At 36.7% G+C, this 18,497-nt stretch carries 16 protein-coding genes; 3 read left to right on the top strand and 13 right to left on the bottom strand.

Translation table 11 applies throughout. The features are described from left to right. Nucleotides 1–6: 6 nt before the first annotated feature. The 3 genes from BLW28_RS03265 to BLW28_RS03255 all read right to left on the bottom strand — a co-directional run bounded on the left by BLW28_RS03265 (nt 7) and on the right by BLW28_RS03255 (nt 4,458). On the bottom strand, nt 7–1,335 hold the full coding sequence (locus tag BLW28_RS03265; RefSeq protein WP_073214312.1) for a 2TM domain-containing protein: 1,329 nt from the start codon (nt 1,333–1,335) through the stop codon (nt 7–9). 76 nt (nt 1,336–1,411) lie between these two features. Continuing rightward, nucleotides 1,412–2,074 (bottom strand): tetratricopeptide repeat protein, encoded by a 663-nt coding sequence (locus BLW28_RS03260; RefSeq protein ID WP_083540648.1) that lies wholly within the window; start codon nt 2,072–2,074, stop codon nt 1,412–1,414. A 230-nt stretch (nt 2,075–2,304) separates the two neighbouring features. Beyond that, entirely contained in the window at nt 2,305–4,458 is a 2,154-nt protein-coding gene (locus tag BLW28_RS03255; RefSeq protein WP_073214304.1) for a TonB-dependent receptor, read from the bottom strand. 299 nt (nt 4,459–4,757) lie between these two features. Here BLW28_RS03255 and BLW28_RS03250 point away from each other — a divergent pair, with 299 nt between their 5' ends. Beyond that, on the top strand, nt 4,758–5,114 hold the full coding sequence (locus BLW28_RS03250) for a hypothetical protein (RefSeq protein ID WP_073214299.1): 357 nt from the start codon (nt 4,758–4,760) through the stop codon (nt 5,112–5,114). 56 nt (nt 5,115–5,170) lie between these two features. On the opposite strand, the gene BLW28_RS03245 is transcribed toward BLW28_RS03250, so the two are convergent. Beyond that, nucleotides 5,171–6,445: an NAD(P)/FAD-dependent oxidoreductase gene (locus BLW28_RS03245; RefSeq protein ID WP_073214295.1), complete on the bottom strand. Its 1,275-nt coding sequence runs from the start codon at nt 6,443–6,445 to the stop codon at nt 5,171–5,173. A 116-nt stretch (nt 6,446–6,561) separates the two neighbouring features. Here BLW28_RS03245 and BLW28_RS03240 point away from each other — a divergent pair, with 116 nt between their 5' ends. Together BLW28_RS03240 and BLW28_RS03235 are read left to right on the top strand one after the other, a co-directional pair. Beyond that, nucleotides 6,562–7,056 (top strand): RNA polymerase sigma factor, encoded by a 495-nt coding sequence (locus BLW28_RS03240; protein WP_073214292.1) that lies wholly within the window; start codon nt 6,562–6,564, stop codon nt 7,054–7,056. A gap of 6 nt (nt 7,057–7,062) precedes the next feature. After that, nucleotides 7,063–7,710 (top strand): hypothetical protein, encoded by a 648-nt coding sequence (locus tag BLW28_RS03235; RefSeq protein WP_073214289.1) that lies wholly within the window; start codon nt 7,063–7,065, stop codon nt 7,708–7,710. 766 nt (nt 7,711–8,476) lie between these two features. On the opposite strand, the gene BLW28_RS03230 is transcribed toward BLW28_RS03235, so the two are convergent. The 9 genes from BLW28_RS03230 to BLW28_RS03190 all read right to left on the bottom strand — a co-directional run bounded on the left by BLW28_RS03230 (nt 8,477) and on the right by BLW28_RS03190 (nt 18,402). Continuing rightward, entirely contained in the window at nt 8,477–9,901 is a 1,425-nt protein-coding gene (locus BLW28_RS03230; RefSeq protein ID WP_073214582.1) for a carboxypeptidase-like regulatory domain-containing protein, read from the bottom strand. A gap of 359 nt (nt 9,902–10,260) precedes the next feature. Further along, on the bottom strand, nt 10,261–11,427 hold the full coding sequence (locus BLW28_RS03225; protein WP_073214286.1) for an acyl-CoA dehydrogenase family protein: 1,167 nt from the start codon (nt 11,425–11,427) through the stop codon (nt 10,261–10,263). A gap of 48 nt (nt 11,428–11,475) precedes the next feature. Further along, complete coding sequence (locus BLW28_RS03220) at nt 11,476–12,360, bottom strand: ComEA family DNA-binding protein (protein WP_073214283.1); 885 nt, start codon at nt 12,358–12,360, stop codon at nt 11,476–11,478. An 11-nt stretch (nt 12,361–12,371) separates the two neighbouring features. Next, a complete protein-coding gene (locus tag BLW28_RS03215) occupies nt 12,372–13,997 on the bottom strand; it encodes an alanine/glycine:cation symporter family protein (RefSeq protein WP_073214280.1) in 1,626 nt (541 codons plus the stop codon). Nucleotides 13,998–14,096: 99 nt separating this feature from the next. After that, the gene (locus BLW28_RS03210; RefSeq protein ID WP_073214277.1) at nt 14,097–15,104 is read right to left on the bottom strand and encodes a potassium channel family protein; all 1,008 of its coding nucleotides are present in this window, start codon (nt 15,102–15,104) and stop codon (nt 14,097–14,099) included. Continuing rightward, nucleotides 15,101–15,331, bottom strand: coding sequence for a PspC family transcriptional regulator (locus BLW28_RS15960; RefSeq protein WP_073214274.1), 231 nt, complete (start codon nt 15,329–15,331; stop codon nt 15,101–15,103). Before BLW28_RS15960 ends, BLW28_RS03210 begins: the two co-directional genes overlap by 4 nt. Nucleotides 15,332–15,392: 61 nt before the next feature. Beyond that, nucleotides 15,393–16,694: a DUF2851 family protein gene (locus BLW28_RS03200; protein ID WP_073214270.1), complete on the bottom strand. Its 1,302-nt coding sequence runs from the start codon at nt 16,692–16,694 to the stop codon at nt 15,393–15,395. Nucleotides 16,695–16,916: 222 nt separating this feature from the next. Then, a complete protein-coding gene (locus tag BLW28_RS03195; protein WP_073214265.1) occupies nt 16,917–17,282 on the bottom strand; it encodes a DUF202 domain-containing protein in 366 nt (121 codons plus the stop codon). Between the two features lie 130 nt (nt 17,283–17,412). Then, nucleotides 17,413–18,402, bottom strand: a complete 990-nt coding sequence (locus tag BLW28_RS03190; RefSeq protein ID WP_073214578.1) for a PLP-dependent cysteine synthase family protein — start codon at nt 18,400–18,402, stop codon at nt 17,413–17,415. Nucleotides 18,403–18,497 lie beyond the last annotated feature (95 nt).

Genomic DNA, 18,497 nt, shown 5'->3' with positions numbered 1-18,497 from the left:
CTGTTATTAATCTTCCTTATCCATTAATTCGCGGATCTTACGTTCTTCCCAGTTTTTTCCAAAAAACGGATTGTAATTGAAAGTTTCTGCTGCGTGACTGACAACACCAAATCCCCAACCAAAAATTGGAAATAATGCCCACGGAAATCCTGCATTTGAAATAATATTAAGGTATATAAAAATTGGAATAAATAGCAGGTAAATAACAAAGTGAACATAAAACACTTTTATTTCTTCAACACGTTTTTTGGCTTGTTTGTATCGTTTTTCAGATATGTATGTTTCTTGTGTATTCATTATTTTAATATTCTCTGTTAAAATTGGAATGGCGACGCTAAATTCCTTTCTGTTTTCGTCTATACAAACTGAGCGGTCAGTAAGTAATCCGTAGCGATCGCGAATGTTTTTTAGTCCCACTCCCGTACTCTCTCGTAAAGCTCGTTTAGGCTGAAGATTATTCGTTATTATCAACATATCATCCGTTTCAGAAATGGTGATGTATAGTTTTTTTGAAGACGAAACACGATTGTGTTTTACAGCATTTTCCAGCAACAACTGAAGCGATAATGGCACTACTTTTCCCAAGGGATTTTTTAATTGCTCGGGTGCACTGAAAACAATGCTATCTTCAAACCGAACGCTAAGGAGCGACATATAAAGTTGCGCGAATTTCATTTCTTCTTCAAGAGTTACTAACTCTTTGCTTTTCTGCTCTAATACATAACGATATACTTTTGAAAGTGCAGTAGTAAAACGGGTTGCAGCCTCCGGGTTTTCTTCGATTAAGCTAGTGAGTACATTTAAACTGTTAAATAGGAAATGTGGATCTAACTGGTTTTTAAGCGCATCAAATTGTGCGGAAGCGGTACCAGCTATTATTTTCTGTTGGGTAACTTTAGTTTCCTGCTTATTTTTATAGTAATAAACTGTATAAAAAATTGCTGTAACAACGATAGAGATTATAAAACTAATGTAGTAATTACCCAAATGTTCATTTGATATAAAATCCACAAAACTTCTTCCTCCAATTAAAGTTTCAGTAAAAACCCGAATTAGAAACAATGTAAGCACCGTAAGAAAAACTCCGCCAAAAGCTCCTTTCAGCAAGTTTTTAGATTTAAAAACTTCATCAGAAAACCTACTAAGCAAAAAATGAAAATAGTAGGCGTTGACCATATATAAAGTAACAGCGTATAATTGATTATATGCAAACCAAATTGTAGCTTCCCGAATACTCGAAAACACATATCCGTTGACGTACTGTACAATTGTTAGTATAACAAATACCAAAACACCAACAAAAAATGCTTTTATAATATGTTTTATAAGATCCATGATTGTGTTGTTGGAATGTTAAAAAATGTGTTTTTAATCTTCGTCAGTTTTAAAAACGAGTGCAAGAAACTAAAGATTAATGACAGTTTTCAGCAAGTACTTTTTTAGCTCTGTCTAGGTTAAATGAAGGATAGAATTTTCCTTTAGTTGGAAAATTGTGTGAAAGTTCGATTGCATATTCCACATTCTTACAATGCGATTCAATAGACTGTCCAAAATACTTAGCACTTCCCATATCCCATTCGGCTTTTGCAAATATTACCCGTGGGTTTTCGGGTTCAATTGCCAATGCTTTTTCATAAAGTCCAGAAGCTTTTTGGGAATATTGCATTCCAAATTGCTGACCGTCAAAAACAATCCAAGCCGTATATAATTGCGCCTGCAGCACCATAATATCGGGGTTATCTTTAGAAATTGTAGTCGCATCATTAATAAAGTCCTGCGCTTTGGCTAATTGTTCAGACAACTTAGATTTATCTTTTTCACCAAAGCTGTAAATTACGTTTATTTGTGCTGCATAGTAGGCTGGCAACCAATTATCAGGTTCGGCACTCGCAATACGTTCAAACATATTGGCGGCGTCCCATTGTTTGCCTTCTTCCCACAAACGAAACGCTTCGACCATTCCTTTTTCGTATTTTGTTGGAGTAGCACTGGTTTCATCTGAGGCTGTTTTAGTCTGGGCTTGCATTACCAATACGGTAAAGAAAATAGTGAGATAAGTGAATACGGTTTGCATTTTTTTGATGTTTTATTGGTTATTATTATTTGTTAAGTGTTACTTGATATGTGTAAGGTTGATTCAAATTTCGTAAAAAACTTGGGAGCAGCTTACTTAAATTCACTCAACTGTTGAAATTTTAGGTTGAATTGTGCTTTCTCCCGAAATTTGGCAGGGAAGCACCGCATTAGACCTACAAGGAGCCCCGCTGAAAAAGTGGGGGAATACCTTGCAGGTCGAGTACTCAGCTACAGATTATCCAACTGATTGTCCTTTCCGTCGTCGCTAATAGTCCAAAAGAAGCCAATCATAAAAAATTGATCTGCCGATGGCCGCAGTTCCCTTCTGGCGAAATTTCCGTTTGCGTCTGGAGTACTTGCGTATTGGTAACCATTTACATTTTTAAAAGCGAAAACATTGTTTACAGAAGCGTATACTATTTTTTGTGGTGAAATTAAATACGCCCAGTTCAAACTCACGCTGTTATAGCTTTTCGTTTTACTTTGAAGGAATCCTGGAGAATTCAAATCTGTGTAATGACGCCCACTAGCAAGTTGATAACTAATTCCAACCTGGCTTTTCCAGTCATTAATCCAATATTTACCAACTACCGAAACATTATGCGTATTTACAAAGGAAGGCGTGGTTTGGATTGGGTAATTCTTGTATTTTCTTTCGGTATCCAAATAGGAATAACTCACCCAATAGTCCACATTTCTGATGCTTTCATTATCACGCCAAAACAAGTCTAATCCCTGGGCATATCCTGTTCCATTACTTGAAAACTCGGTATCAACATTTGGTTGCGAATCATTATACATCACAAGGTTACTATAGTTTTTCCGATATGCTTCGGCTCGGAAAATTCTGTTGTTTGCAGCATATTGATAGTTCACTATATAATGTTGCGCGTGTTGCACCTCCAAATGGTCGCTGAACTTAAGGATTTCATTTTCTGCCTGCTGGAAGAAATCGCCATAAGCCACAGAAATCTGACTGTTTTTTCCTGTTTTATAAGCAAGGGAAGTCCTTGGCGATATTGTAAATTCATCTGTCATTTCGCTATATTCTCCTCGAACGCCCACTTTCAATGCTAATTTTCGCGAAAAGATAATATCGGCTTCGGTAAATGCAGATGTGATGTTATTGTTGAAGCCAAGATTAGCATTAAGTAATGGTTCAGTATAGTCTTCATCAAAATCAGTTATCAACTGTTCCGCTCCAAAATTAAGCTTGAAGCGATTACTGAAACGCTTTGTGAGTTTTAATTTAAGATGTGCTGAATTTTCAACATCTTTACTATCGGCTTCATCAATCCCAACCTTTGTTTTTCCGTATGTATAACTTCCACCGGCAAAGACGCTCCATCCGTTGTTAAGCATTTCGCTGAAACTGGCATTGGTGTAAAAATTTTGATTGTTCAACTTAAAATGAACTCCTTCAGGTTGGTTGATGTCTTCCTGATTTAATTCGAAATCGGAAGTATCAAAAGCTCCATAAATTTTCAGAAGACCATCTCCAATTTTCTGGCGAAAAACTGCTTCACCCGCCATCGTTTCAAAAGGTTTTATCCAATCGTTTCTATCGGGAAACAATGCGATGTAAGGCGCTAGGTTTATATACGTAGCGTTTACACTCAAGGAACTTTTCTCCCATTTTTTGGTATGACCCAATCCCCCACCAACGCTCATAATCGAAATATCTGTTTTGTTTTGAACGGGTTCATCTATGGTATTCAATAATAAAACAGATGATAAAGCTTGCCCGTATTCCGCCGAATAGCCGCCTGTAGAAAATGTAATTCCATCAAACAAAAACGGACTGTATCGCCCACGAGTTGGAACGTTGTTGGCTGTGGGTGAATAAGGCGTAAATACCCGAATGCCATCGATAAAAATCTGGGTTTCGCTTGCCTCGCCACCTCTTACGAATAGTCGACCATCCTCGGCAACCGTTGTCGTTCCAGGCAATGTTTGCAAAGCACCAACAAAATCGCCCATCGCACTTGCCGTGGTTACTATATCTAAAGGTTTTAAGACCGAAATCTTGCTGTTATCGCCCGCTGAGAAACTTCCTGCGGAAAGGGTTACGGTTTCTAAGGAGTTAACATCTTCACGAAGAATAATTTTTAAATCTTTCATTTCTGAAACATTTTTCACCAAATTGAAGGGCTCAAAAGAAACGTACGAAACCATCAATATTTGAGAACCGACTTCCGAAGTTTCAAAGGAAAACTTCCCGAACTCATCGGTACTTGCGCCATCGTAAGTTCCATCCAGATAAACATTGGCGCCAATTAACGGAATGCCTTTAGGGTCTGTAACTGTGCCAGAGATTATAGTTTGCGACGTGAGCAAGGAAGGGACAAAGCTCAATAAAAAAGAAATGACTAAAATTTTCATATTGTTCGATGTTAATTTACGATTCAAAGATGAAATTTTGAGTAATTCTTTCAGAAAAAATTAAACTGAGTTGTAAAATATTATGGGTGAAATGTATTTTCAGGGCTTCGGTACAAATTTGAAATGGGCTGTCGCAATTTTCAAATTCACTCAGTTATTTTTGATTAAGATTATCCATTGAATATTAGGAATAAGGACTGTTATAAAAATTAGAGATTTATGAATTGGAATTAAAAAGGCAGTGTTTGTTCATAACTCCAGAATAGTGTAAATTCATACGAACTTTAAACTTTTTAATTATGAAAACAGATAAATACACGAAAATCGTGTTAACGGTAATTGCAGTTTGCTTAACGATAAATGTTGTAAAAGAATTCAATTTTCTGCCAGCAGCTTATGCGAATGAAGCAACGAATGACGCCTCGGTTCCAGAAGGATTTAAGTTGGTTCCTATTAATAGTTCCATAATGGATGTGCGAATTGTCGATGTGAACACTTATAAGGAGTTGAATGTAAATTTAAAAAGCGTGAGCACTTACGACCCCATTAAGGTGAATTTAAAAAAGATTGAAACTTCTGATAAATTGGATGTAAACCTAAAGGAATTGGGCGGGCGTTGGCTTTCGTATGGAGCGCTTCCCGTGAAGATTGAATAAGAATTTCGGTTTCAGATTCTCATTTCTGGCTAAGGTTAAGAAATACTCAATATCTCTTAAATTCTTTTAAACGGTCTAATTATCAATCGTGCGGCTTTGTCGAAATTGATATAATTGTAGGTCCAATTAAAGAAGGTTACCACTCTATTTCGGAAGCCCACCAAAAACCAAAGGTGAACAAACATCCACATAAACCAAGCTATTGCGCCTCCAAAATGTAGGTTTCCAAGGTCTACGACTGCTTTGTTGCGACCCACTGTGGCCATGGAGCCTTTATCAAAATATTTAAAGGGTTCCATTTTTTCACCCTTCAACATTTTTTTAAAATTCTTACCGAGACGATCCCCTTGCTGAATGGCAGGTTGAGCAACTTGAGGATGGCCTTTGGGGAAATCTTTAGTGCTCATTAAAGCTATATCACCCAAGGCATAAATATTGTCAAAACCTTCAATTTTATTGAACTGATCTACTTTGTACCGATTTGCTCTTTCTACTAAAGCTTCTGCTTTTATACCAGAAATAGGAGCTCCTGTTACTCCCGCCGCCCAAATAAATGTCGCGGTCTTGTATGTTTTTCCGTCTTTGGTAGTGACCGTTGTGCCGTCGTAATCGCTAATCAGCGTATTTAAATGAATTTGAACACCAAGTTTTTCCAAAAAGCGATGTGCTTTTTTGGAAACCTGCTCACTCATTGGGGGCAAAACACGGTCTTGACCTTCAATCAAGTGTACTTCCATATCCTCTTCTTCCAGTTCGGGATAGTCATTTTCTAGGATTCCCTTTCTGAATTCCGCCAAAGCACCAGCCAGTTCAACACCAGTGGGACCAGCGCCAGCAATCACAAAGTTTAGATAACGCAGTCGTTCACTTTCAGTCGTGGCCCTATCTGCATCTTCAATATTCTGCAAAATCAAACTCCGAATATTTAAAGCTTGCGGTACCGTTTTCATCGGCATACTATTATTGGCAATGTTTTCATTTCCAAAATAATTGGTTCGGGTGCCTGTGGCAATAACCAAATAATCATAAGGTAAACTTCCTACAGTAGTCGAAATAATATTTTCTTTTGTATTAATATGTTCCACTTCCGCCATTCTAAAATGGAAGTCTGTATGCTTTCTGAAAATTTTCCGAAGTGGATATGCTATAGAATCAGGTTCTAACCCACCAGTAGATACCTGATAAAGCAAAGGCTGAAACGTGTGGTAGTTATGACGATCAAAAAGCACTATTTGTACATTTACGCCTTTGAGTTTCTTAATAAAAGAAATTCCGGCAAAACCGCCACCTATGACAATAATTCGAGGCAATTTGGTGTCTGGTATATTCATAGCTAGAAAATATTATACAAAAATAGTTTAGTTTAACTAGTTCGCATGGATTTTTCTGACTTTTGTAACAAAGTAGTCCATAGCGATACTAACCTATTGCCAATCAAAACCAACCCTTGGAGAAGCACCTCGAACATAAGTTTGTAAAAGAGCTGGAAGACAACCAAAACATCGTTCACAAAATCTGTCGTTTATACACCAATGACCAAGATTCACACAACGATTTGTTTCAGGAAATCACCATTCAGTTGTGGAAAGCCTACCCGAAATTCCGGGGAGATTCAAAGTTTAGCACTTGGATGTACCGGGTGGCGCTTAACACTGCTATTACATTATACAGAAAATCAAAGCGCAGCATCAAGACCCAAGATTTTGAAGGGGTAAGCTTTAAGATTGCTTCGGAAGAGTATGACAATACTGAGGAAAAGCAGCTTTCGCTTATGTACAGTGCGGTTAAGGAATTGAACGATATTGATAAGGCTTTAGTCTTCCTTTATTTGGAAGACAAAAATTATAAAGAAATATCCGAAACATTAGGAATTAGTGAAGTGAATGCACGCGTGAAAATGAACAGGATAAAAGACAAAATACGAAAGATTTTAAATCCGTGACCTATTATGGATGAACTGGAATTATTAAAAAGTCAATGGCATAGCCGAGACGAAGAACTGCCCCGTTTGACGTATGGGGAGATTTATAAGATGCTTTTGAAAAAATCTTCTTCCATAGTGAAGTGGATACTTTTTATAAGCATTGCAGAGATTGTTTTCTGGACGATTCTTGCTTTTTCACTACCTGATTCGAGCCACGAATTTACTGATGATCTCGGTTTACACGACATAATGTTTACAGCCAATATATTGTATTATATAGTGTTCGTTTTCTTTATAATTATCTTTTATAGGAATTACAAGAAAATCTCTACTACAGATTCAATAAAGGATTTAATGGGCAACATCATCCGAACCCGGAAGACTGTAAAATACTTTATAATCTACAACATTGCAGGTGCTAGTGTAATGATGTTAGCTATAAACATCTTCTACTACACAAATCAAGATCTTGTATTCGATTTAATGGTAGCGGATTATGGTGTGCTATCCACTATGGATAAACAACAGTTTATAACTATATTCTTCTGGACTCAAGCCATTATAGGTTTGGTATTTATTGCGCTAATAGTCCTCTTTTATCGTTTAGTTTATGGAATATTACTTCGAAGATTAAAGCGAAATTATGAAGAACTTGAAAAGATAGAAGCTTAGTGTGGACGATGGAGCAATAGAACTTCATCTTTTTTAACAAGCCCTCTTTTCTTTGCCAACCTCAGCGGCTCAGCGGTGAATTTTCCCACAAAGGCGCAGAGAACACAGAGAATTGAGAATTTTGCTCGTATTTATCTAGAAAATAGTACTGTTGTTAGCATTAACACAAATGTTTTGGGAATAACTTGATATTAATGTTTGCAAAATTGACGAAAGCTCTTCGCTCGAACCCGCCAGATACAACGAGCTTTATCTAACTTGAAATGTGAATGTTGGATTTGTGCTTTTAATCCTGATGGATTTTCAAAATACTGATTGATAATTTTTACGAAAACATTAAGTGAAGGGAATTTGGCTAAAGCCAAAGACCGCTTTCATTATTTCCTCGAGCTAAACCTGCCCGTTTCGTCAGGAGGGGCATGGGGCTATTTAAAGCACGGCATTGAATTGAATAACAACGGGCTTTAGCCCGTGGGTAAATGCTGACCGAAAACCCGGCTTTAGCCGAACCTTTTCATTTAACTGAAAACTCCGATTCCTATTTTGATGATTTTTTGTCAATTTAAAAAAGAAGTTAGATGATAGTCCTTTATCCTGCAAGGTGTTCCCGTTTTTCGGCGAGGCTCCTTGTAGGTATCATTCAAGCAATCCCAACGTGCAAGGCCATACGAACATTCTGAACTAAAAAATCTACTAATCCATAATTTATTGGGTTACTCAGCTATTTGGCCGAAGTGCTATATTAATCCAATAAGTGTTTGTCGATTTATTCCTTAAACAGAGTCGCACGTTTGCTTAGGTCCAAAATAAGTTTTTCTTCCTCTTGACTTTCTAAAAGTACGTTGTAGTTTTTCCAGAATTCGGCATTATACGGTTTAGGTGAAAAGATATCGGCTGTCCATTGATTGTCGCGCAATTCTTCTTTAATAAGCTCTGGATCTTGGATGATATCGGAAAAGAGAATTTCCTGAATTGTGAAGTAATACTGTTCGTCTTTATCAAATCCTGGCTCCGACTCAGTTTTGGCTCTATCTGAAGATCGGTCGCCTGTATTTACCAGTTTCGGGGTTTCATAATAAATGTAGTTAGGATACATTTTGTCATTGTACTCACGATAGGTTACTACTAGCTTATGAATATTCTGAGTTGCGAAAAGGCTTTTACTTCTTCTTTTTTGAATATCGGATGATGCTATTAGCTCATATTCAACTTTTTTAATAGCATAATTATCGTAATAAACATACACCCATCCTTGAGGCTCAAAGCCCTCGTTATAGATACCTGGCGTGCTTAGCCCAACATAATCAGCACCTTTTGTTATTTTTAATTTATAAAGCTTTCTACCATCGTCCACCAGAATAGTATCTAAATTGAATTGGTGTCGCTCTAGCATGTTCTTTCCAAATAAAGCGCCCACAGCACCAGCATTTCTCACTAAATTGAGCTTTCCTTTAAAGAGGTTATCAAGTCCATTTACCCTACTATCATTCCATTTTATTGCATCGACTAACGCTGAAGTTTTAACCGAATTCCTGCTAATAACTCCGCTTTTTGGACCGCGGCCTATACTTTTTAAATATGCTGAAAACGTAAACAGACTATCAACATCCCTAAGGTCGTAGCTCTTTCTGGTTTCATCTACATTAATTTTTAAGTTATTCTTTGCCCCTGCCGCATAGTCGGAGTCATAAATGGTAATTGCAGCTTCAATAAGCCACTTGTACTCTTTCTTGTTTCGTTCCTTATGGCGTAAAAATCCTTTTTGTAAATAAGGTTCTTCGGGAAAGTTATTTGGCAATCGTTCTATGGTTCGCACCATAATATCGTTTCCTGTTTTGGGACGATTGTCGGCCACTAGAACGACTTCATCTAGCGATGCTACATCTTCTTCTAAATAGATATCAGTTCCATTTTCATAATCGTTAATTGCTGTTTCATAACTCCTAAATCCGATAGAAGAAATAACCAAAGTATCAGATATATTTTTCTCTGGAACCATTAAAGCAAATTTCCCATCGGCATTTGTAATGGTTCCCACAGTGGTATTTTTTATGTAAACACTTGCGTTTTCAATTGGCATAAACGTCATAAAATCCGCTACTGTACCTTTAAGTTCTGTTTGTGCAAAAGTGGTTGCGGAGACGAAAAAGATTAATACTCTTAAAAGGTTCTTTAAACGGAAAGTAGTCATTATAGCTTTTGATTTTGTAAAATATTCTGAACTTATATAATTTGAGCAACAGATTTGCTTAGAAATCGAGTCAATACTTCCTATCATCTTTCAATTTTAAAAAAATTTTCAGGCGTATACACCCCAATTTCAGATTTTTTTATGGAATGTCATCAATCCTTAACGCTGTTGCATAATGTATTGAATCTTCAAAGTCACTAAATCCATTTTTTAGCGCTTGCACTATTTCATCACGAGTCGTCTGGACAATATGGGCTATTACGTTTAAACCACTTGAATTTTAAAAATACGAGTTTGCTACTAAATATGCAAGACATACAAAGTTAGACGGTTTTAACGACAAGTTTTATTTCCCTAAATTAGGTAGCTGGCTTGTATGAAACTCCTTCAATTACCATTTTAGAGATAATCTCGCGAAGAATTTCGGAAGTTCCTCCTCCAATTGGCCCAAGTCTACTATCGCGTAAAAGTCTTGCCAACGGATACTCTTCCATATAACCGTATCCGCCTAAAAACTGAAGACATTCGGTCATCACCTCATCCGCTACTTTTGTGGAAATAAGTTTACTCATTGTAGCTTCCTTTACCACGTATTCGCCATCGTTAAGACGTTTTGCGGTAACGTAATTAAAGGTCTTGCTTACTTCAATTTCGCTTGCTAGTTGTGCAACACGGTGACGTAATGCCTGGAATTTTGAAATACTCTTTCCAAATGCAAAACGATCTTTCATATACTGAATGGTGTATTCCAACGCAAATTCACTTCTAGCGTGGGCGTTAATCCCCATTATCAAGCGTTCTAGCGCAAAATGTTGCATAATGTAAGGGAAGCCCATATTTTCTTCACCCATTAAGCTTGAGGCAGGGATTTCAACATTATCGAATGCAATTTCGCCGGTATCACTAGCTCTCCAGCCTAATTTATTCAGTTTTGTAGCAGAAATTCCTTTAATATCACGATCCATAACAAAGATGCTAATCCCTTTGTTTCCTAATTCTGGTGCAGTTTTAGCCGCAACGACTAAGTAATCGCTATAAATTCCGTTAGTTATAAAAGTTTTTGAACCATTAATAACATACTTATCCCCTTTTTTAACAGCTGTGGTTCGCATACCAGAAACATCGCTTCCTCCAAAAGGTTCGGTAATACATAAGCATCCAATTTTTTCGCCAGTGATACTTGGCGCCAAATACTTTTCTTTTTGTTCGTGATTGGCTTCTTTCTTTAAATGAGTCATAGCCAAATACGCATGTGCCCACATTGCGGCCGCAAATCCTCCAGAGTTCACTTTTTGAAGCTCTTCTAAAAAAATTACAGTATAGAAAAGGTCAAGGTCCATACCGCCATACGCTTCAGGTTGATAGATTCCGAAGTAGCCCATTTCGCCAAATTTTTCCCAAATAAATCGTTCGATTTGACCTGTTTTTTCCCATTTATCAATATGTGGCACTACTTCTTTTTGAAGAAAATCTTGAAAACTCTTTCTGAAAAAATCGTGCTCTTCTGTAAAATACATTTTATCCATACTTCTCTTGAAACTATTATTTATAAGCCTTTTGGCGATCTATTTATGTTAATCAATTGACAAATATAGCTGAATTAGCTTTAATTTACTTTCGCTGATTCCTTCAATTTTTTTTAGCTCCTCAAAGTTTGTGATTTTTTCGCGTAGTCTTCGATATTCCCAAATCTTCTTAGCCAAATCAAAAGAGATTCCCGGTATGGTTGAAATATCAGAAGCTGATGCAATATTCACATTCATTTTTACTATTTCTTTGGGTTCTTTAACTGTAAATAAATTTAAGGTTCGTTTTATAACTACACTATCCAAGCCATAGACTGCATACAATTGCTTGTCGTTTGAAAAGCCGTTGAGTTTTTCGCGGTACAAAACTATTCGCTTGCTAAGTGTCTTCCCTATTCCACTAACTTGCTGCAGTTGCGCTTCTGTGGCTATATTTAAATCAATTTTTTGATTGAATGGTTTTTCTACAAACCCTTTATTACTTTTTTGATTGTTGAAATTATTTTTGGGTTTTGGATTAGTCACCCATTCAGGAAATTTGAAATATGGACTAATTTTGTTTAAAAGTGAATCTGAAACGTTGGTTACATTTTTAAATTCGGCTGCAGAGTTTATCCACTTTCCTTCTTCTCTAAACTTGAGTAATCGGTCTATCTCCTCGTTAGACATTCCTAACGTATATCCTTTATAATCGGTTATGAAATTAGGATTGAATGGAAATATTTTCGGCTTTCGCTTTTCTACTTCGGCTAATCGGAGGGAATCTAATTGTTTTTGTATAGTTACAATTTCTTCGGACGAGGTGTCTAATGTATCTTCATTAGAAAAATCGACAAAACAGTAGACGCAGAGTAAAGCAGTGATGAGTAGCAGCAAAAGCAAAATCCCACTTCGCTGCTCTTTATTGAACGTGAAGTGGGATTTGATATTCATAATAGTGGTATCTACAAATGTTTCGACATATCTTCTAAGCCTTCATCTAGGGCTTCGTGCTTGGTGCGTATGGCGCTCATATATCGTTTCAATTCTTTGCGAATAATTGGAGTTAGGATTATAACGCCAATTATATTCGGTACTACCATAGCAAAAATCATGGCATCGGAGAAATCGATAACTGAACCGAGACTTATTACAGAACCAATCCAGATAAAGATACAAAATATGGTTTTATAAACGAGCTCTACAACTTTCCCTCTTCCAAAAAGAAAAATCCATCCTTGTAAGCCATAATATGACCAAGAAATCATTGTTGATACCGCAAATAATATTACAGCAATTGTCAATATAATTGAAAAGTGAGGGATTACCGTATCAAATGCCACAGCGGTTATTTCTACTCCTTCATTTACTGGCACGCCATATTGTAAAATATTATTATCGAAGTTGGTAATGATAATTACCAGCGCAGTCATTGTACAAATAATAACAGTATCAATAAAAGGCTCTAAAAGCGCCACAATTCCTTCGGAAGCAGGATATTTAGTACGAACTGCAGAGTGTGCAATTGCTGCAGATCCAACTCCGGCTTCGTTTGAAAAAGCACCACGACGAATACCTTGAATCATAACCCCTACCAATCCACCAGCAATACCCAGTCCTGAAAAAGCACCTTCAAAAATTAAAGCAAAAGCGTCCCCAATATGGTGATAATTTACCGCTAAAACGATTAATCCCCCAACTACGTAAGTTCCTGCCATAAACGGAACAATTTTCTCTGTAACCTTGGCAATTCTTTTAATTCCACCAATAATTACGAAGGCCACAACTATAGCCATTACAGCTCCAAACCACATTGCACCGCTAGTACCTTGTAGTTCGAATAGTTGTACAAATTGTGCAGAAGCTTGATTGGCTTGAAACATATTTCCACCACCAAAGGAACCTCCAATTACGAAGACAGCAAAAACAATTGCTAGAAGCTTTCCGAGCTTCCCCATACCTTTTGAGGCTAAACCTTTCTTTAAATAATACATTGGGCCACCATATACTGTACCGTCCGGTCCTACATCGCGATATTTTACACCAAGTGTACATTCAGCAAACTTAGAGGCCATACCCAATAAACCAGCAACAATCATCCAAAAAGTAGCTCCTGGCCCACCGATGGACAATGCCACAGCAACTCCCGCAATATTCCCTAAACCTACCGTTGCAGAAAGCGCTGCGGTAAGAGCTTGAAAGTGTGAAACTTCACCATCGGCGCTATCGTCACGAATAGTTTCAATTAAATCTTCTTGTTCATTTGGGGTCATATCCCCATAAAGCGTATCGGCCCCGTGTTTTTCAATGTCTTCGTATTTTCCACGAACAACACGAAATGCGGTTCTAAAACCAGTGAAGTTTATAAATTTAAAGTAAATAGTAAAATAAGTAGCACCTCCAATTAGCACAATGAGAACCCAAGGAATTTGGAATGACTCAGAAAACGGAATTTCATAAAATATACCTTCAACAAACCAACCAGTATAATCTCTAAAGATTGTATCAATTTTATCTGAGGCCGTTTGCTCTTGAGCGAAAGTTAAAATTGGAATTAGGAATGCTAAAAGCGAAAGAAGATATTTCTTCATAAAAGATTTTTTGATGAAACTTCAGTAATTAAGGCGTAGCAAGATGCCGAAAAAAAATAAGAATTTCAAAGAATTGAGAAGAAACTTGTTAACGCTACGTTAAACCCCATACTCTCTTTTAAGGCTTTCAATCTGATCCGGACGACCTATCAAAATCAAATTTGATTTTCTACGAAGTACAAGCGATGCTCCGGGATTAACAATATATTCTCCTGTTTCGGAACGGTAGCCAATAATTGAGCAACCTGTTTTTTTACGTATGTCCAAATCTTTTATAGCTAATTCTTGCCCAGACGGACAAATTTTCTCGAACGGTATTTGCTCTACATTAATACTGTCCTGCTCGCCAGACACGGTAAGGTTTCCTAAAAATTCCACTAAATCTGGAACTACTACTAATGAAGCCATGTGATCGCCACCAATTTTCTCTGGCATTATTACATCGTCAGCCCCAGCTAATTTCATTTTTTTATAACTTGTCTCTTCACTGGCACGACTTATAATTTTAAGTTTTTTGTTCAATTGTCTAGCCGAAAGCACTACAAATAAATTATCGGCATCATTGGGTGTAGCGCAAATTAAAGTAGAAGCCTTTTTAATTCCTGCTTTCAGCAAAATCTCATCTTCCGTAGCATCTCCCAAAACAAATAGCGTTTCATTATTAGAGGAACGTTCAACCACCTCTTCGTTTTTCTCGATAATTACAAATGGTTGGTTATAAGCTAGTAATTTTTGCGATGCTTGCTTTCCATTTCTTCCGTAACCACAAACTATTACATGATTTTGCATAAATTTCATTTTTTTCTGCACTACACTATCTCTTGATTCGCCCAATTTTTTACTTAAAATATACTCGGTTATTACAGAGATAGCATAAGCTAAAATAAAGATACTGGAAATAATAAGAAGCGAAACAAAAACTTTTTCCTGAGGGCTTAGTGGCTTAACTTCTCCAAAACCAACGGTTGCCACAGTTATAACCGTCATATAGAATGCATCTATCCAACTGTAGTCTGAAAAAAAATAAAATCCAAAAACACCTATCAAGAAAACAATAAATAGCAAAAGCAGTGCGATGAATATTTTTGAACCGAAAAGATTTTTCATAAATCAAAAACAGAGCTGCGTTTAGTATTCACAAGGTCTTTTAATTTGAGAAGAAAAGCCATCGTAAGATAAATGGCAAACCCTACACCCAAAGTGGCGAAGGATACATAAATAAAAAACAAACGAACACTTTTGGCTCGCATTCCTAATCTATCTGCAAAGCGGGAAGAAACATAAAAGCCGCGCTTCTCAAGGTAATGACGTAAAGAATAAACAGCTTGTAACATACACGCAAATTACGGCTTTTACTTTTAAAAAGCTAAAACCACTTCGCGAAAAAAAATGATTTTAGGTAACATTGTTGTCTATTGATTTAATTCCAGAACCTACGATAGCGTTTCCTATGGCACATTGCAAACAGCGGTGTTTATCGCAGTACTCACTTTTTAACTGAAGCAAGGCTTGGCTTTGATAAGCAGCTTTTGAAATACTTTTTAATGAATTAAACTTATCGACAATTCCATTTTTTTCAGAAGGAATTTCGGAAGCTATTTTCAATATTTCTTCGGAAGCATCTTGACCTTGTTGAACCGCGTAGCAGAACTTTATAGGAAGCACTGTATTAATTATTAACAAGTTTATGAAGCTCTTTGTAATGCGCTTTTTACTGTCTTTTGAAGCCACTCCAAAATTATAATGTGTATTCCAATATTCACTAGCCGTAATATCTAAAAGTGTATAAAAATCTGAAGTGTTTTTAAGGGAAATTATTTTCGAAAACAAATTATCTTGTTGATTGTAAAGTGCTGCTAACTGAGCAAGCCGAATGGTCGGAAAGTTTGGTGGGCGCAATCTGAAAAACAATGGAGTGATAATGCCTTCATTTTGAAGATTGAATTTTCGTTTTAAATATTCGTAATCCTTTTTCAATAAGTGAAAATAGCCATCTTCTTTTTCTCCATCGAGCAATCCAGCTTGTCCCAACAACAAAGCTTCTAAATTCTGATGATTTGGACTAGACTTTTTCACAACAGAAAAATCAACCGATTTCGCAATACTAAAGAAAGATTCGCCATTAATATTCAGGCCAAAATTTTTACATAACATTCGAAACAAAAGAGCTTCCCAATGGTTTTGTGTTTCTTCCAATTCCTGAAGCAGCACTTTACCCTTCTTTTGCAATCTTTCAATATAAAGTCGCTCCAACCAGTTTTCAATTATAAAAGAATTTACATCGGCAAAATCGTTTTCACAATTAATCCATTTCTTCTCTTTTGAAAATAGTTTTTGATAGCGAACTAGAGTAAATTTTGGGACAAGTTCTTTTAAAACTAACGTGGGAACAACAGAGCCATCTTTTCTAAAAATTTCGGCGTCGTGTTCCCAGACTACGTGCAGAATTACATTGTCATAAGCAGCGTCTGTTTCGTGGCCGTGCGCATACCAATCTGAAGACTTTATATGAATTTCGACATTCCCAGCCCATAATTGACCATCGAGTTCGATTTGGGCATTGAAAAAGTCGGGACCTGAATTTAAGTTGTGTGCCCCTTGATTTTTAATATGGAGATTTTCGCCATCCGAAGTTTTAAAATTAGATGCTTCAAACTTTTGAAATTTCCATACATAATGAAGAAAATCCTCTTTCATAGCAATCCATAATATTTATGACATAAGACTATAAGATATAGAACGTAAGACATCGATTTTCACGAAATAAGCGGCTATTTTGAAGCTATTTACTACGATGCCTAACGCCTAACTGCTTTGAGCCCTTTTAGGTTTCTTGACAGATAAACTTAAAATAGTATTCTAGGGAGGTGTAAATAAAGATTACGTAAATATATGAAAAAGAATCCTTCTCACAACTCTTTAATCATTCGCTTTATCCTGAGCATCAGCTTGTTTACTGACTTTTTCTGAAATAGTATCTACAAAAAGTATCCGATTCCATTTGTAAAGCCTTCGCATTAAAAGCATATATCGAAAAATGCCAACAGTTAAAAATATTACACAAACGCCGAGTGACAAATAACCCAGCCATTTTATACTTTCAAAATCTTTTAGTTGTAAAATTCCTATTCCGCCAATTAGCAAGTAAAGTGAAGACCGGATATAAGAAAGCAAGGTGCGTTCATTGGCTAATTTTGTACGCTCCAGAGCCAAAATTTCGTTAGTATTTGCAGGCACAGGTTTCGTACGCAGAAAACGAAAAAGTTTTTTGGCTTCTTTTTTCATGATAATTGCTAAAAGTAATTTGTTGTTACGTATTCAAGCTCGAAATGCAATAAAAATTTCCAGAGCGTGAATTACTTAATATACAAATATAAAGCGAATTGGCTGAATCTTTAAGCCAAAGTAAAGGCTTTTACGCTTCTTCTTCAACAAAGCCTTGCTCGCGCATCCACTCGTCGTTGTACATTTTACCAACATAGCGACTTCCGTGATCGTGGAAGAGAACCACAACTACGTCGTCTTTGGTGAAGTGTTCTTTTAATTGCAACAAGCCTTTTATCGCGGCTCCAGCGGAATTTCCTAAAAAGAAGCCTTCCATTTTGGCAAGCTTTTGCGTGTAGATAGCAGCGTCTTTATCGGTTACTTTCGTGAAACCATCAATTATACTAAAATCAACATTTTTAGGCAGAATATCTTCACCAATACCTTCAGTGATATAAGGATATATTTCATTTTCGTCAAAAATTCCCGTTTCGTGGTATTTTTTGAAAACACTTCCGTAGGTATCAATACCCCAAATTTTCACATTTGGATTTTGTTCTTTCAGATATTTTCCAACGCCGCTTATGGTTCCGCCAGTACCTACTCCTACCACAAAATGCGTTACTTTTCCGTCGGTCTGTTTCCAGATTTCAGGACCTGTGCTTTCGTAGTGTGCTTTGGCGTTACTCGGATTGTCATATTGGTTCACATACCAACTATTTGGCGTTTCTTCCGCTAATCTTTTAGAAACGGAATAATAACTACGTGGATCTTCGGGAGCAACATCGGTTGGGCAAACAACTACTTCACTTCCAACAGCTCTAAGTATATCAACTTTTTCTTTACTTTGTTTGTCGCTAATTACGCAGACCATTTTATAGCCTTTTACAATAGCAGCAAGTGCTAAGCCCATTCCTGTATTTCCAGATGTCCCTTCAATAATAGTACCTCCGGGTTTAAGTCTTCCATCGGCTTCTGCATCTTCAATCATCTTTACCGCCATACGATCTTTAACCGAATTTCCTGGGTTAAAAGTTTCATATTTGGCAAGTACCAAAGCAGGAATGTCGCCTATAATTTTGTTGATTTTCACCATTGGCGTGTTACCAATAGTTCCTAAGATGTTTTCTGCGTAGTCCATAGTATATTTTGAAGCGGCAAAGGTACAATTTATTGATGAAAATAAAAGATTTAGATAGGTTTCCATTACACTCCTTAAAAGCATCAAAAAAAACA

The organism is Aequorivita viscosa (assembly GCF_900106795.1).
Classification (GTDB): domain Bacteria; phylum Bacteroidota; class Bacteroidia; order Flavobacteriales; family Flavobacteriaceae; genus Aequorivita; species Aequorivita viscosa.
Note: the sequence above shows the minus strand (reverse complement) of the source record. Positions and strands in the feature narration are given on the sequence as shown.

Coding starts and splice junctions, on each gene's coding strand:
- BLW28_RS03245 (WP_073214295.1), bottom strand. CDS start 6,445: ATGAATATACCAGACACCAAATTGCCTCGAATTATTGTCATAGGTGGC.
- BLW28_RS03215 (WP_073214280.1), bottom strand. CDS start 13,997: ATGAAGAAATATCTTCTTTCGCTTTTAGCATTCCTAATTCCAATTTTA.
- BLW28_RS03265 (WP_073214312.1), bottom strand. CDS start 1,335: ATGGATCTTATAAAACATATTATAAAAGCATTTTTTGTTGGTGTTTTG.
- BLW28_RS03195 (WP_073214265.1), bottom strand. CDS start 17,282: ATGAAAAAAGAAGCCAAAAAACTTTTTCGTTTTCTGCGTACGAAACCT.
- BLW28_RS03250 (WP_073214299.1), top strand. CDS start 4,758: ATGAAAACAGATAAATACACGAAAATCGTGTTAACGGTAATTGCAGTT.
- BLW28_RS03225 (WP_073214286.1), bottom strand. CDS start 11,427: ATGGATAAAATGTATTTTACAGAAGAGCACGATTTTTTCAGAAAGAGT.
- BLW28_RS03200 (WP_073214270.1), bottom strand. CDS start 16,694: ATGAAAGAGGATTTTCTTCATTATGTATGGAAATTTCAAAAGTTTGAA.
- BLW28_RS03260 (WP_083540648.1), bottom strand. CDS start 2,074: ATGCAAACCGTATTCACTTATCTCACTATTTTCTTTACCGTATTGGTA.
- BLW28_RS03255 (WP_073214304.1), bottom strand. CDS start 4,458: ATGAAAATTTTAGTCATTTCTTTTTTATTGAGCTTTGTCCCTTCCTTG.
- BLW28_RS03190 (WP_073214578.1), bottom strand. CDS start 18,402: ATGGACTACGCAGAAAACATCTTAGGAACTATTGGTAACACGCCAATG.
- BLW28_RS03230 (WP_073214582.1), bottom strand. CDS start 9,901: ATGACTACTTTCCGTTTAAAGAACCTTTTAAGAGTATTAATCTTTTTC.
- BLW28_RS03220 (WP_073214283.1), bottom strand. CDS start 12,360: ATGAATATCAAATCCCACTTCACGTTCAATAAAGAGCAGCGAAGTGGG.
- BLW28_RS15960 (WP_073214274.1), bottom strand. CDS start 15,331: ATGTTACAAGCTGTTTATTCTTTACGTCATTACCTTGAGAAGCGCGGC.
- BLW28_RS03210 (WP_073214277.1), bottom strand. CDS start 15,104: ATGAAAAATCTTTTCGGTTCAAAAATATTCATCGCACTGCTTTTGCTA.
- BLW28_RS03235 (WP_073214289.1), top strand. CDS start 7,063: ATGGATGAACTGGAATTATTAAAAAGTCAATGGCATAGCCGAGACGAA.